At 40.3% G+C, this 14686-nt stretch carries 11 protein-coding genes and 6 pseudogenes; 11 read left to right on the top strand and 6 right to left on the bottom strand.

Going from position 1 to position 14686, the window contains the following annotated elements; translation table 11 throughout:
• Positions 1-11 precede the first annotated feature (11 nt).
• Entirely contained in the window at positions 12-2570 is a 2559-nt protein-coding gene (locus V3224_RS05475; protein WP_334469118.1) for a hypothetical protein, read from the top strand.
• Positions 2567-3847: a hypothetical protein gene (locus V3224_RS05470; protein WP_334469116.1), complete on the top strand. Its 1281-nt coding sequence runs from the start codon at positions 2567-2569 to the stop codon at positions 3845-3847. Before V3224_RS05475 ends, V3224_RS05470 begins: the two co-directional genes overlap by 4 nt.
• Here the strand turns inward: V3224_RS05470 and V3224_RS05465 are convergent.
• Positions 3844-4446, bottom strand: a pseudogene (locus tag V3224_RS05465) (transposase); the annotation flags it as partial. The gene V3224_RS05470 and the pseudogene V3224_RS05465 overlap by 4 nt on opposite strands.
• Positions 4447-4564: 118 nt before the next feature.
• On the opposite strand from V3224_RS05465, the gene V3224_RS05460 reads away from it, so the two are divergent.
• Entirely contained in the window at positions 4565-5437 is an 873-nt protein-coding gene (locus V3224_RS05460; protein WP_334467716.1) for an IS982 family transposase, read from the top strand.
• Between the two features lie 29 nt (positions 5438-5466).
• Here the strand turns inward: V3224_RS05460 and V3224_RS05455 are convergent.
• Positions 5467-5739, bottom strand: a pseudogene (locus tag V3224_RS05455) (IS701 family transposase); the annotation flags it as partial.
• Between the two features lie 89 nt (positions 5740-5828).
• Between V3224_RS05455 and istA the strand changes: the two are divergent.
• A complete protein-coding gene (istA, locus tag V3224_RS05450; protein WP_334469113.1) occupies positions 5829-6869 on the top strand; it encodes an IS21 family transposase in 1041 nt (346 codons plus the stop codon).
• Complete coding sequence (istB, locus tag V3224_RS05445) at positions 6856-7617, top strand: IS21-like element helper ATPase IstB (RefSeq protein WP_334467780.1); 762 nt, start codon at positions 6856-6858, stop codon at positions 7615-7617. The genes istA and istB overlap by 14 nt, the downstream gene beginning before the upstream one ends.
• A gap of 67 nt (positions 7618-7684) precedes the next feature.
• Here istB and V3224_RS05440 read toward each other — a convergent pair.
• Positions 7685-7789 (bottom strand): annotated as a pseudogene (locus V3224_RS05440) (IS701 family transposase); the annotation flags it as partial.
• 69 nt (positions 7790-7858) lie between these two features.
• On the opposite strand from V3224_RS05440, the gene V3224_RS05435 reads away from it, so the two are divergent.
• From V3224_RS05435 to V3224_RS05415, 5 genes and pseudogenes are all read left to right on the top strand, one after another.
• Complete coding sequence (locus V3224_RS05435; RefSeq protein ID WP_334469108.1) at positions 7859-8053, top strand: hypothetical protein; 195 nt, start codon at positions 7859-7861, stop codon at positions 8051-8053.
• Positions 8054-8307: 254 nt separating this feature from the next.
• Positions 8308-9006 (top strand): annotated as a pseudogene (locus tag V3224_RS05430) (hypothetical protein); the annotation flags it as partial.
• 72 nt (positions 9007-9078) lie between these two features.
• On the top strand, positions 9079-10053 hold the full coding sequence (locus V3224_RS05425) for an IS701 family transposase (RefSeq protein WP_334470314.1): 975 nt from the start codon (positions 9079-9081) through the stop codon (positions 10051-10053).
• 23 nt (positions 10054-10076) lie between these two features.
• Positions 10077-11831 (top strand): annotated as a pseudogene (locus tag V3224_RS05420) (hypothetical protein); the annotation flags it as partial.
• A gap of 3 nt (positions 11832-11834) precedes the next feature.
• On the top strand, positions 11835-12188 hold the full coding sequence (locus V3224_RS05415; protein WP_334469106.1) for a hypothetical protein: 354 nt from the start codon (positions 11835-11837) through the stop codon (positions 12186-12188).
• Here the strand turns inward: V3224_RS05415 and V3224_RS05410 are convergent.
• Positions 12119-12879 (bottom strand): IS5 family transposase gene (locus V3224_RS05410; RefSeq protein ID WP_334468159.1). Its coding sequence is split into 2 segments (ribosomal slippage): positions 12119-12541 and positions 12544-12879, totalling 759 coding nucleotides; the frame shifts between segments, so codons are not numbered across the junction. The two genes, V3224_RS05415 and V3224_RS05410, sit on opposite strands and share 70 nt — an antisense overlap.
• Positions 12880-13002: 123 nt before the next feature.
• On the opposite strand from V3224_RS05410, the gene V3224_RS05405 reads away from it, so the two are divergent.
• On the top strand, positions 13003-13506 hold the full coding sequence (locus V3224_RS05405) for a hypothetical protein (RefSeq protein WP_334469104.1): 504 nt from the start codon (positions 13003-13005) through the stop codon (positions 13504-13506).
• Positions 13507-13550: 44 nt separating this feature from the next.
• Here V3224_RS05405 and V3224_RS05400 read toward each other — a convergent pair whose 3' ends face one another.
• Together V3224_RS05400 and V3224_RS05395 are read right to left on the bottom strand one after the other, a co-directional pair.
• Complete coding sequence (locus tag V3224_RS05400) at positions 13551-13943, bottom strand: hypothetical protein (protein WP_334469102.1); 393 nt, start codon at positions 13941-13943, stop codon at positions 13551-13553.
• 173 nt (positions 13944-14116) lie between these two features.
• Positions 14117-14470: pseudogene (locus V3224_RS05395) on the bottom strand (ORF6N domain-containing protein); the annotation flags it as partial.
• Positions 14471-14686 lie beyond the last annotated feature (216 nt).

Here is a 14686-nt window from a genome sequence, read left to right as displayed (position 1 = left end):
GAGAAGGGATCATGCCAATTGTCCCCACTTATAAAGATCGTCAAGTCCAATCATCATCAGTGCCCAATAATGGTTTGACGATTCGTTCTACCCCCAATGATTTTGGTGCTGGGATTGGGGAGGCCGTTGGTCAATACGCCCAGGTTTTTGCTGAGGCTAAACAACGGGCTAATGTGGCTTTGTCACAGGATGCGTTACTGCAATGGCAAACCTATGCCGACGAGCAACTGAATCATCCCCAAACAGGGTTGTATAGCAAACAAGGTCGTAATGCCATGGGGCAGTCAGATGAAGTCATGGCAAATCTCAAAATCAAAAGAGAAGAACTGATGGCTTCATTACCGGAAGGGGCCAGAGAAGATTTTAACAAACAGGCCAATGTCTTGAATCGTCAATATGCCACGCAGATTAATCGCTTTGAAATAGGCCAGATTCAGGCATTTGAAACCAGTACGTATCAGGGTTCGATGGAAATCATAAAAAAGAAAGCAGCAGAGAGTTTTCATGACCCGAAAGCGTTTCTGAGTCATATGACACTGGGAGAGCATAATATTGTGACCTTTGGCCGTTTTCGGGGACAGAGTGAAGAAGAAATCATTGCCAACGTTACCCAATTTAAAAATAATGTTGCCTGGCTAGCAGGGCAAAACGCCATGGCAAATGATGCGATTCAAACCTTACATCGTATTGGTGAGCCTTCTGATGTGGATGGCACTATGCGGGTGCCCGGTAATCCCGTTGATAATCGGGGTGGCCGTAATAATAATCCTGGTAATTTACGAATTTCGAATAATACCTGGGACGGGCAAATTGGGGATGATGGCGAATATATTCAATTTGCTACGCCTGAGCATGGTATCCGAGCATTAGGAAAAAACTTACTGACGTATCGAGATAAAGGGTTTATTACCGTCAATAAGATTATTCCTCGTTGGGCACCTAAAAATGACGGGAATAACACCGAGGCTTATATTGCGGATGTTGCTACCAGAATGAACATCGATCCCAATGTGCCGATTGATGTCACGAATATTGCGACGTTGAAATCGCTGGCAACAGCTATCATGCATCATGAAGGCAAACATAGCATAACTGATGCACAGATAAATACCGGCTTACAAGCGGCATTAGGATTAACTCGACTCCCTGAACCTGATAAATCCCAATACCTACCTGAGAGAAGTAAAGCACAAGGTAGCGGTGATCCCTGGTGGTCATTATTGACTCCTGTTCAGCAATACCAGCTACGTAAGCAAGGGGAAACGGTACAAAATAAACAGCGGCAGGAATTTAAGAATACGTTAGATGATAAAGTCAAAGATGCCAATGCAATGGCGTTACGGGGATTAAGGTATGGCAATCCGCCTTCACTGAATGACTTTAAATATGCGCATGGTGAACATGACGGTATTAAAGCGTATGAACAATTTCAACAGAATCAAGCATTGGCTGCGGATATTGCAACGGTGCAATATCTTTCTCCGCAAGCGCAAAAAGCTTTATTGGCGTCTAAAAAGACAATCGGTGATGATGATGCGGCTAATAACTGGAAACGTTACGATCTGTTAGATCAAGCTATTCGTACAGTTAATAAAATAAGAGAAACCGATCCGATACAGTTTAGTATTGATAGGGAACAAGTAAACACCCTAGATTTTTCTACTATTCGAGCGCTTACTGATTCACTTAATCAAAGATCAGCGCATGTTACTGAGATAGCAAAGGACTATCAGACACCGCTCACCATCTTCTCCGCTCAGGAACAAGCTATTTTATCTCAGCTATTAGACAAGGCACCGGCCAGTCAGAAAATAGAATATCTGGATGCCATCCGTCAGGGGCTTAAAGACAACACCAGCTATACAGCCGCATTAAAGCAAATTAGTACATCGGATACCTCGCTTGCGGTTGCCGGTATTATCATGAATAAACCCTCAAGAATAACGACACAACATAATCGATTCAATAGTGATATTACTGTCACACCGACAGAAGCCGCTCAGTTAATTGTGCAGGGGAGTTCGGTTAGAAAAGCAGACAAAGGGGTTGAAAAGTTCATCTTTCCTAAAGATACCGAGTTAAGAGAAACGTTTTCAGATGAGGTTGGTGAGGTTTTTGCCGATGATATAGGGGGTGCCAAGAAAGCATTTGAAGTCGCTAAAGATGTCTATGCGGCGTTAATGTCAAAAAAGGGTGATATTAACGGTGAACTGGACAAAGATGCCTGGACACAAGCTATTAATATCGCAACCGGTGGCATTTATGATTACCAGGGTATGGGGAAGATTATGTTACCCTGGGGAATGAGCAGTGATGAATTTGATAAAGCAGTAAAAAATGAATGGAACAGAATTGCAGCGACTATAGATGCAAATTATGAAGGAATTGCCCCTGCTTTAAGCACAAATTATATAAAATATAGTTATTCATCGCTTCCTGTTTTTCAATTAAAAAACCTTAGAGAGAGTGAATATTTAATCATCCATGGTAGTGGGCCTTTAAGGGACAAGAACGGTCAACCTGTTATTATTGATGTTTCACAAGAAAAAATAAGGGATGTGCCATTATGAGTTATTTTGGTTTAGATCCGGTGGTTGATAATCAACTATTAGATGATGCTATCCATAGCACAACCCATCATCAACCTGGCTTTTTTGATGCGTTTCTTTCTTTAAGTGTTAAAGGATTGTATACAGCTTTGGTTGCCAAGCCCGATCAGGCGCTTTGGGGATTGGTTGATGCTGTTGTTTCGCCCGTTGCTCAATTTGTGAATGACCAATTTGGTATTCATGATACCTCTGAAGCGTTTATTAAAGAACAACGCAAACTGGCAGAACAACAAGTAAGAAATTTAACACCCGATCCGGTTACAACGGGGACGGCAGGCCAGGTATTATTTAGTCTTTTTGATATTGGCAGTCAGGCGGTTGTTGCCTCAATGTCAGGCGGTACAACCGCCGCTGCATTAGCCGTTGGGGGAGTACAAGGGTTTTCTGAATATGAAAAATTAACAGCTGAGGGTGTCAATAAAAGTACGGCCATTGATAAAGCCACGAGTGATGCAATCTTTACGGCAGGTGGGCTGTTTTTGCCGATGTCTTTAGGCTTACGTGGCGGTGGGGTATTGTCTGAAGCGGTAGCGGCACAACTCTCATCAAAAGGTGGTATGTTAGGAAATATCGCCGCCTCAGCCGCAAAAGCCACCCCTGATATTCTTTTTGCGTCCAGTTCTAATATTGCAATGGGTATAGCTCAACGGAGCTTTGCTGCCAAAATGCTAAAAGAAGGGGGGTATGATGAGATGGCTTCCCAGTATGACATTCTGGATAAACAGGCTATTGCCATTGATGCCGTGCTGGGTGCGGCGTTTGGGGGTATGGGGCGGTTTATCAATAGTCGTGGAGAAAATATTAAGTCCCCTGATTTTGAAACCATTGATGTTGATTCTGCATTAACGGCTAATCAACAAGTACATATTGAACGTGATACAACAATAGGTGTTCCTATTAACGCAATGTCACTGAATGCGCATGTTGCGGCAATGGGAAAAGCAATGAATGATTTATCACAAGGTCGTTCTGTTGATGTGGGTAGCCTGTTAGATGGGGCAGAATTTTTATCTAAACCGATCAACAGAACCTTCATCAATTCCGCTGTGAGGGACGTTCTGGGTATTAAAGAAGATGTGGCGATTCATGCTAATCAAACAGAGACGTTTCGGGTTTCTGATAGTGCGTTTGATAATGCTTTTGATGAGAAAATCCTTTCTTATATTTCAACGCCTAAACCCAGAGATAAAGTGCAGATAGCAAATGATGAAATGGGCACGAGTTTCGTACAAAACTAATTTGGGTACGCTAATAAAACACGGATTTGCTCAGTAATAGCACTTTTGATTACGTCCCAATTTTGTTGATAAAGGGTTATTTTTTCAGATATACGACGTTTATGTTGTTCAAACCACGCAGAAATAGCGAGAAAAATATGATTTCTTTGCGCTCGGCTCGTGCGAGCCTGACAGCGTTCAATACCACAGTTTTGTTTAACCTCTCGATGATAAACTTCAACAGACCAACGGGCATCCATGATAGATTTGAGGTATTGACGGGTGGGATTCTCTTTGTTTGTTACTATGTAATCAATACGGCCGTTTTTGGCTGTAAATTTGAAAACGGTTACCCAACCATATCCTCGCAAGTGTATTGACGTTCCTTCTTCTGAGATGTTTAACTTGTTCAGTTGTTTGTTATGGTTAACAATCCTATTTTTCCTCAGCGTGGTTACCCAGATCCAACCATGAGAGCGAATTGATTTCAGGTTATCCAGGCTAGAATACCAAGCATCCATCACTACGGCTTCTGGCATGATCCCTCTTTTTTTAGCAAGAGTGAGCATTTCGGAAAAGTGCGTGTTTTTTGTTTTTCCATCATAATCTTTATCATAAATAACCTGAGTTCGGGATAAGAAATAAAGAGAAAGTCTTGATATTCAAATAGTTGAATGAGCCTGTTTTGTTAAAATACTCTAACAGTCTGGTTAAAGAGTAGAGCATTGTTAAACAATTATGGAAAATCTTACTGAACTTTATTGCCTGATGGATGATTTTTGCAAAGACTTCGAGCCAAAAATGCATGAATATTTGCTGACTAACGGTACTAAGCGTCGTAGACGGTCTACTCAGCTTTCGTTGGCGGAAATGATGACACTGGTTGTGTTGTTTCATCAACTCCGATTCAGGCAATTCAAGGTATTTTATCTCTATTATGTCCGCTTATATCTCCGGAAGGAATTTCCTAACTTGCCATCCTATTCACGCTGTGTAGAGTTACTTCCGCGTAGTGCCTTAGCGTTAACGGCACTGTTTGAGTCAATTAAGGGAAAATGCACGGGGCTATCGGTTGCCGATTCTACTCCGATAGCGGTGTGTGATAACTTACGGATCCGCAGACATAAAGTCTTCAATGGGATAGCTGAACGGGGAAAAAATTCAACAGGTTGGTTCTTTGGTTTCAAGCTTCATGTAATTATCAATCATTTGGGGGAAATACTCAGTTTTCGACTCACACCAGGAAACACCGATGATCGGAAACCATTGCCTGAGCTGACAAAGGATCTTTCTGGTTGTTTGTACGCAGATAAAGGGTATTTATCGGCTTCACTGAAACAGCAACTCAAAACGATGGGAATTAGCCTTATAACGAATATCAAGAAGAAAATGAAGCCTATTAAACAGACTTGTTTCGACAAAGCCATCTTGCGTCATCGTTCTGTCATTGAAACGGTATTTGATGAGTTAAAAAATCTTTGTCAAATAGAGCATACGCGACATCGCTCTCCGGCTAACTTTGTAGTGAATTTATTAGGCGGACTGGTTGCATATTGTTTAATGCCATCTAAACCAAAGATACCTGTTGCAGGTACGTATCTTCAAGTATAATTGATAATGCTTATCCCGAACTCAGGTTAAATACGATAATTGATAGGAATTGATTCAACCTTCGTCAGATCATGCCAAAGCAAATTAACTAAACCTATGCCAGCAATAACATCATGTTCATTACCTGAATATTGATAATGGACCATCACTATTTTTTTACTACGTGTTTTGGCAATCAATGTATCATCGGCAATTAGTACGCAAGGGCTTTTTTTGTCTATAGAAGGTTCAACTAATCGCCATAGGTCTTTAGGTCTAAAACATCTACTTTTTAGCCATCGGCTAACAGTGTCATGAGATAAATGTCACCGATCATGCAAAACTGATCCACTAACGATCATCTAAAACTGATCCGCTTGGTATTATTCGCACATTTTTGTACGGATAATTTATGTTAACCAAGGAGATATTTGTGGATATTCATGTTCGCTTTGCACAAGGACAAAGCCTTCGAAAAATTGCCCGTGAATTGGGCATATCCCGTAACACCGTAAAACATCATTTACAACAACAGACAATGCCAACTTATGCTAAAAGAAGTCAACAACCGACTAAATTAGCACCCTTTAAACCTTATTTGCTTCATCGAATTGAACTGGCTAAACCTGATTGGATCCCTGCAACAGTCTTATTTGATGAAGTAGTTGAAAGCGGCTATCAAGGCGGTATTGCTCAATTACGCCGATTTGTTTGTCAATTTAAACCAAGCATTGTTCCCGAAGCTGTCGTCCGTTTTGAAACACAGCCAGGTCAACAAATGCAAATCGACTTCACCAGCATCCGGCGAGGTAAAAAATCACTAAAAGCGTTTGGTGCAACGCTAGGCTATTCGCGTGCGAGTTATGTAAAGTTCTTTGATAATGAACGAGCAGAATCCTGGCAACAAGGTTTACGAGAAGCTTTCGACTATTTTGGTGGTGTACCACAGGAAATATTGTGTGATAACGCAAAATCCCTCATCATCGAACGGGATGCTTATGCAGAAGGTGAACATAAATTACATGTCGAAATGCTTCAAATGTCGAAAGATTACGGGTTTAAATTGTGTGCTTGCAAGCCCTACAGGGCAAAAACTAAAGGGAAAGTAGAGCGCTTTAACCACTATTTAAAAAACAGCTTTATCGTACCATTAAATACCGACCTTCGTGCTCATAATCTTGAACTGGATATTGAGATAGCTAATGCAAGAGTGGGGCCCTGGTTACAACGCGTTGCCCATCAGCGGATTCATGGAACAACGTTAGAGAAGCCAGCAGATAGACTAGCTAAGGAAGTTAAGTATCTTCTACCCTTACCAGCAAGGGTTTGCCAATCTATCCCGCAGACTGATACGCTTAATATCCGTATCGTACCGCCCCTTGAATCTGTCAGTTTGCAACACTCAATCAGCGTATACGAAGCATTGCTGGGAGGTGAACATGTTATTGCATGAACAAATTGAACACCTGTGTGAGTCATTGAAATTAAATTCTATTCCGACTCATTGGTCATCACTTGCCGAACAATGCATTGCCCAAGACAAAAGCTACGGAGAGTTTTTACTGTCCCTATTAAAATGTGAGCAACAACAACGAGATGAACGAACCCGTAATCTTTTGAGTCGGATGGCAGGATTCCCAGCACATAAAGAACTTAATACGTTCGATTTTAAGTTTGCAACGGGGATCCCCAAACAACACATACAGGAATTAAGCGCATTAACGTTTATTGAACGTAATGAAAATGTCGTGTTGCTTGGCCCAAGCGGTGTAGGCAAAACGCATTTAGCTATTGGGTTAGGATTAAAAGCAGTACAGGCCAAGAAGAAAACCCGCTTTACCACGGCAGCTGAACTGATGTTGCAACTCTCAACTGCCAAACGACAAAATAAGCTCAAACAATATCTATCACGTTCGGTGATGGCCCCGAAATTGTTGATTATCGATGAGATTGGATACCTGCCGTTTGGGCGAGAAGAAGCAAACCTGTTTTTCAATGTGATTGCCAAGCGTTATGAGCATGGCAGTGTCATATTGACGAGTAACTTATCATTTGGGCAATGGCCAAATGCTTTTGCTGATGACGCAACATTAACTGCCGCTATGCTTGATCGTTTACTTCATCATTCGCATGTACTGCAATTAAGCGGTGAAAGCTATCGATTGAAAGATAAGCGGCGCTCAGGAGCAATGACTGAGTAAAAGTGGATCAATTTTGATTGATCGGATTTAGCTAAAAAGTGGATCAGTTTTCGGTGATCGTTGACAATAAAGGCGATGGGCTTACTTCTGATAACGCTAAACCAGAGTATCTTAAACTGCTTACTTGTAAGAATGTTTTATAGATATCTTTAATACATGGATAACCCGACAAAATATGAACACCCTGATTTTTTCTTGTTTTTAAATTTATACTTCTTTTTTGGAGATTGCGAAACTCGTGATGGGTAAAACAGAAGAATTGGTTACGGGTAATAAAGTTGCGACTAATTTTGAGGCTGATTATCAAGGCGCTGAATTAGCAATAAAAGAGTACCCTCAGTTAGAAATAGACTTTATGGATGACTCTGGCAATACATCAAGAGTAAAAGCAACAGATTTATATACACGAGTTTCGCACGGGCATATAAAATTCTAGAAATGGCTTCAGAACAATAATTAATCTGTAACTTGCTAAGACGTATAAATTTACTTAAATTACAATAAGTTATTTTTAATTTATGAGATTTTTTCTATTTATATATTATGCTGAATTAAACTTAAAAATAGAGCGTTTTTTTATTGGTGCGAAACTCGTGATATAATGAAGTTAATCGTCAGGTTGATAATGCTAAACATGATGCCAGTTTATTTGACGTTGCGATTCGCTGTTTTCTTGGGAGATAAATAATTATGCGAGCTGAATGTATTCAGGCCGTGCAAAATGCCGCTAAACGTCCATTAAGCACCGCTGAAATCAATAATATTGAGCAGCGGATTATTAAAAGTATGCGGAATCTGGCCAGAAATGATCCGGCCTCCTGGCGGCTGTTAAGCGAATCAGAACGATTACAACGTGCAGGGCAATTGGCGGCGGAAGAATTGCAACATGAGGCTAATCTTAAAAAAAGACGTGTGGCATTAACGATTTTAGCCAGACAGCGATTGGATAGCCATATCAATAGCTTTGCTGGCAGCAAACTTGAAGCATTAAATCGAACAATCGCTTTTAGTGCCGATGGAAAAAGCAATTTTGTATCAGTGGAAACCAGAGCCAAAGCAACCTTTAATTATGCATTAAGTCAATTGCAAGAAGCATTTGAAGCCGTTGATGGGCGGTTTTTCAATTTACTTGAAAATGAGCAAGCAGTTAAAGAGCTTATTTATGAAATTATGGGACAAGAGACAAAAAATATTAAAGCAAAAAAAGGAGCAGAAGCATGGAATAATGTCACAAATATGTTGAGAAATCACTTTAATGATGCGGGTGGTAATATTGGTTATCTGGAAGGATGGGGCTTACCACAAGGGCATGCCAGGGATAGAGTAGCCAAAGTGACAGCAGAAAAATGGACGTCAGATGTTATTGGTAAATTAGATCGCAATAAATACGTTCACGAGTTTCGCAATCTCCAAAAAAGAAGTATAAATTTAAAAACAAGAAAAAATCAGGGTGTTCATATTTTGTCGGGTTATCCATGTATTAAAGATATCTATAAAACATTCTTACAAGTAAGCAGTTTAAGATACTCTGGTTTAGCGTTATCAGAAGTAAGCCCATCGCCTTTATCTCATGACACTGTTAGCCGATGGCTAAAAAGTAGATGTTTTAGACCTAAAGACCTATGGCGATTAGTTGAACCTTCTATAGACAAAAAAAGCCCTTGCGTACTAATTGCCGATGATACATTGATTGCCAAAACACGTAGTAAAAAAATAGTGATGGTCCATTATCAATATTCAGGTAATGAACATGATGTTATTGCTGGCATAGGTTTAGTTAATTTGCTTTGGCATGATCTGACGAAGGTTGAATCAATTCCTATCAATTATCTTATTTATGATAAAGATTCTGATGGAAAAACAAAAAACACGCACTTTTCCGAAATGCTCACTCTTGCTAAAAAAAGAGGGATCATGCCAGAAGCCGTAGTGATGGATGCTTGGTATTCTAGCCTGGATAACCTGAAATCAATTCGCTCTCATGGTTGGATCTGGGTAACCACGCTGAGGAAAAATAGGATTGTTAACCATAACAAACAACTGAACAAGTTAGACATCTCAGAAGAAGGAACGTCAATACACTTGCGAGGATATGGTTGGGTAACCGTTTTCAAATTTACAGCCAAAAACGGCCGTATTGATTACATAGTAACAAACAAAGAGAATCCCACTCGTCAATACGTCAAATCTATCATGGATGCCCGTTGGTCTGTTGAAGTTTATCATCGAGAAGTTAAACAAAACTGTGGTATTGAACGCTGTCAGGCTCGCACGAGCCGAGCGCAAAGAAATCATATTTTTCTCGCTATTTCTGCGTGGTTTGAACAACATAAACGTCGTATATCTGAAAAAATAACCCTTTATCAACAAAATTGGGACGTAATCAAAAGTGCTATTACTGAGCAAATCCGTGTTTTATTAGCGTACCCAAATTAGTTTTGTGCGAAACTCGTGACGTTAAGGAAAACGGTGAATTGATGAACGATATGGAGTTAGCTGAATTTCTTCGTCATGCATATGAAACGATTGCGACGGGTGGATTAAACAAGATTGGTGATCGGCCAATAGTTGGCAAAGGGATGCGAGCCAATAGGGGTAATGCTGCTCGCCAGATCCATTTTAAAGATGCTGAGGCTTATTTAGACTACCAAAAACTTTATGGTGGAAAAGCGCTTTGGGATATCATGGTAGGGCATCTAAACGGGCTTAGTAAAGATATCGCCTTAGTAGAAACCTATGGCCCTAATCCTGATCACGTTTTTAAAAGTTTGTTAAATGAACTGTCTAGTAATGAAGCGATAAAAAACCCTTCTAAATCAAGAAAAATAGATAGGTTGATGCGAAATACGGAAAATTTATATAACTTTGTGGCCGGAAAAACATTACCGGTTGCCAATGTTAGGATCGCTAAATTCTCGCAAGATTTACGTAATATCCTGGTTGCTAGTCGGCTGGGCTCTGCCTTTCTGACTTCTTTTACCGACGTTGGCACCATGTACCTAACAGCTAAGGTTAATAATCTGCCAGCAGCTCAATTATTAAAAAATCAATTAGCAGCCTTTAATCCGGCGAATAAAGAAGAACTACGCTTAGCGCGTCGGGCGGGGTTAGCGATGGAAACTTTATTGGGCAGCGTTAATTGTTGGGCAACTGATAACATGGGACCGTCATCTTCCCGTTGGTTAGCTAATGCAGTTATGCGAGCCAGTGGCTTAAGTGCCTGGACGGATGCGAATAAACGCGCTTATGGTGTCACCATGATGGGCAGTATTGGTAGTCTGGTAAAAAGGCACACCAATATAGCCAAGGTTAGCCGTGATGATTTTGCCATTTTGAAAAGTAAAGGAATTAATGAGCGTGACTGGTCAATATGGAAATTAGCCGAGCAGGAAGATTGGGGCAATGGTAATAATACGATGTTAACTTCTGAGAGCGTCATGCATATCCCCAATGAAAAATTAACCGCTTCTGGCAATCCAGAACGGGTTAAATTTGAAGCGGCCAGAAAATTGTTAGGTATTGTGACAGAAGAAGTGGATATGGCGGTCGTTACCCCTGGTGCAAGAGATACTATGAAAACCTACGCAACATTGCAAAGAGGTTCTGTACTGGGTGAATTAACGCGTAGTTTATTTTTATTTAAATCTTTCCCCATTGCGATGGTGGCTCGTCATTGGACTAGGGCGATGAGTCTACCATCAGCGGGTGGCAGAGCCGCTTATTTAGCCAGTACCACATTTTTAGGCGCTTTATCGATGCAAATTAATGATGTTGCGTCAGGCAAAAATCCAAGAGAGATGTTTAATGAAGACGGGTATAAGTTTTGGTTAAATGCAATGTTAAAAGGCGGTGGTTTAGGCCTCTATGGTGATTTTTTGTTTTCCGATCACACCCGATATGGTCAGGGGGCGATTCAATCGTTAGCAGGCCCCGTTGCCGGTATTATTGATGATTTTATTCGTCTTGTACAAGGTGTTCCTTTAAATGCAGTTGAGGGTAAGCCAGTACAAACCGGTGGCGATATTGTAAAAATGATCAAAGGATTAACGCCATTTGCTAATTTATGGTATACAAAAGCGGCTACAGACCATCTTATTTTTAATCGGGCTCAAGAACTCTTTTCACCTGGCTATTTGCGTAGAATGGAAAAAAGGGCTAAAAAGGAGTTTAATCAGACTTACTGGTGGAAACCACAGGATAAAATACCGAGGTAATAAATGAAAGCATTGTTTGTTCCTATTTATTGGATATTAAATGTCATCCAGATAGCAGCTGCTATAGCGGGTTTTCATGACTGGCTTGGCTGGAATATAGTTATATCTATCATCCTTGCCCTCATTATTGGATGGTTACCTATACTCGGTACAATAATTGGGGTTATGGAGGCAGTTGAAGGATGGGGATACTGGCAAGCTATTCTTTTATTCTTCTGGCCTTTGGTTTTTGTTTTTTTCTTTGGCACATTAAGCGCTATAACTGAAAAGTTTTCTAGGGCCTGTCATCAAATAAGCCAGACGACGGCAGCGGCCAGATGGATAGCGCCAAGAAAGTTGATGGCGGTTTTATCGTAACGGGTAGCAATAGCGCGATACTGCTTCAGTCGAGCAAAGAAGTTTTCGACTAAATGGCGAGCTTTGTAGAGGTGTTTGTCATACGTGCGGTGTTGTTTTCGGTTCGAGCGAGATGGGATCACTACCGCCTTGCCTTTGTCTTTCAATGGCTGGACAAGGCGCTCTTGAGCATCGTAGCCTTTATCGGCAATAATCGTTTGGCCTTGTGTATCCTCAAGCAACACATCGGCACCTTCTAGGTCGTGGGCCTGGCCCGGCGTAAGATGAAAGCCTGTAGGGTTACCGAGAGCATCGACTGTGACATGAATTTTGGTGCTTAACCCACCGCGACTACGCCCGATAGCTTGTTTGTCTGTATCCCCCCTTTTGCTCCAGCGCTATGCTGATGGGCCCGCACTATAGTCGAGTCAATCATCGCATACTCGTTGTCAGCATCCTGCGCCAGGGCGTTGAAAATGCGCTCCCATACGCCAGTCTTGCTCCAGCGTGAGTGACGTAAGTGCACAATACGAAAGTCGCCAAAACGTTCGGGCAGGTCTCTCCAAGGAATACCTGTTCGATAACGGTAGATCACCGCCTCTACGAACAACCGGTTGTTACGTGCGGTCATGCCCACATGGCCTTTCCGTCCAGGAAGGAATGTCTCAATCCGAGCCCATTGATCATCTCGAAGTGCATAGCGACGCGTCATCTCTTTCTCTTTGGCCGAAGTGGATAATCATATATGGGGCATATCATACACGTTTATCCCGACATTTGATGACAGGCCCTAGAAATTAAAAGGATTAAATGTGCGATATATGATTTTTTTGTTTTGTTAATTTCTAGTGTTTGTCATGGATATACTAAAAATAACTTTTATACTATTGATAGTAATGGTTGGGTGGTTAAAAGTACTCCTGTAGGAGAGGTTTTTGTTTGCTCTGATTGCTCTGATTTAGTTCAGGTGCAAATTTCTTATGGCAATGAAGCTGGTAATAATACGCCATTTCATAATGATAAGCAGTTTGTAGAAGCATTTGATACCCCTGAAAAGAAAAAGCAATTTGCAAACATGTTACTGGAAGGTGCTATGCCATCCGAAAATTATGACTTAGATATAATTGCGGTTGGTGATGATCATATAGGTGGACTAAAGGCTATTCGTTATTCAGCTATAATTAAAATGTCTAGAGATATGCTTACAAGAGAAACAACTTTAATAACAATGCATAAAAATAGAATAGTAAAATTTTCAGCTAATTTTTATGAAAATAAATTAAGTGGAAAATCCGCTATTCTTTTAGAGAAATTAAGTAATTCGCTTAAGTTTTTATAGTTCTAATCTAAAAAAAGCCCCGATAGTTCGGGGCTTAATTACAGTTACAGCAACTTATTTACAGTTGAATCAATGTACTGTGCATGTGTTTGAATAGTGTTAACAGCTTTAGTCATCTTGAGTACATAATCACGAACATGCATTAACACCCGTTCTGCTTCTTCAAGGTTATGTCCATCTTTTTTTAGCCAGGCTAAGAGGATATGGAGCGTATCTTTCTTAGGATAGTTGATAAAGTCATTGATGATATTAGAGAGAGTTTTACCTGTTTTAGGTAGATTATATTCATGAATGGCCTGACCAGCAGGAATAAAATCACCTTCATGGATGACTTTCTGTAATTTATCCACTAATGCAATAAGATCTTCTGTCGTTGAATTACTTGCTAGAGTATTGGTGAGGTTGTTATTGAATTTATACTTACACGAGTTTCGCACAGGCATATAAAGTTCTAGAAATGGCTTAAAAGCAATGGTTAATCTGTAAGTTACTAAAACACATAAATTTTATTAAATTACAATAATTTGTATTTAATTTATAAGGTTTTGTCTATTTATATATCATGCTGAATTAAACTTAAAAATAGCGCGTTTTTTTATTGGTGCGAAACTCGTGACTTAGTAAAATAAGTGTCTTCTAAAATTTCGAACACATCCCAAGCACGATCAGTATCTAACATTTTTGCATGGCGAGCGGCTCCTCGTTCAGTCCATAACATTAAACTCCTAGTTTTATTAGATATTTGTAAGTTACTTAAAGTAACTTGCAATTTTTTAAGTTCGATACCCGTAACTTTAAAGTAATGTTTGTAACATATAAATCTATTTATATTACGTGAATAATTTGTTTTTATATTAGTAATAGCTGTACCGTATAAATCAGCTAAAAGTTCTGTTGTGATAACTGGTACATTGTTATGAATGATAGAAGGGAGATTAGATGTAGATATATTAAGATTAGCCATTTGACTACTCCTGTGAGATATTTGTTAATCACCACCCAGAGGTTCTAATCTCATATTGGTGGTGAACTGAACAGGGTTAGAACGACCGGACTCACAGAAACGGCCAGCCTTGCGGCTGCCCCATCCAGCCCACCATTGATTATGATGTGCGAAGGTTGTGCAACAAAAAACACGCTAACGCGTGTCATGCGCTGTGAGTAGCTAGCGGGGTTCTAA

This window comes from Arsenophonus sp. PmNCSU2021_1 (assembly GCF_036919435.1).
Classification (GTDB): domain Bacteria; phylum Pseudomonadota; class Gammaproteobacteria; order Enterobacterales; family Enterobacteriaceae; genus Arsenophonus; species Arsenophonus nilaparvatae.
Note: the sequence above shows the minus strand (reverse complement) of the source record. Positions and strands in the feature narration are given on the sequence as shown.

Bases quoted from the DNA above. Each gene is read 5' to 3' on its own strand.
- V3224_RS05475 (WP_334469118.1), top strand. From the start codon at position 12: ATGCCAATTGTCCCCACTTATAAAGATCGTCAAGTCCAATCATCATCA.
- V3224_RS05470 (WP_334469116.1), top strand. From the start codon at position 2,567: ATGAGTTATTTTGGTTTAGATCCGGTGGTTGATAATCAACTATTAGAT.
- V3224_RS05460 (WP_334467716.1), top strand. From the start codon at position 4,565: ATGGAAAATCTTACTGAACTTTATTGCCTGATGGATGATTTTTGCAAA.
- istA (WP_334469113.1), top strand. From the start codon at position 5,829: ATGTTAACCAAGGAGATATTTGTGGATATTCATGTTCGCTTTGCACAA.
- istB (WP_334467780.1), top strand. From the start codon at position 6,856: ATGTTATTGCATGAACAAATTGAACACCTGTGTGAGTCATTGAAATTA.
- V3224_RS05435 (WP_334469108.1), top strand. From the start codon at position 7,859: ATGGGTAAAACAGAAGAATTGGTTACGGGTAATAAAGTTGCGACTAAT.
- V3224_RS05415 (WP_334469106.1), top strand. From the start codon at position 11,835: ATGAAAGCATTGTTTGTTCCTATTTATTGGATATTAAATGTCATCCAG.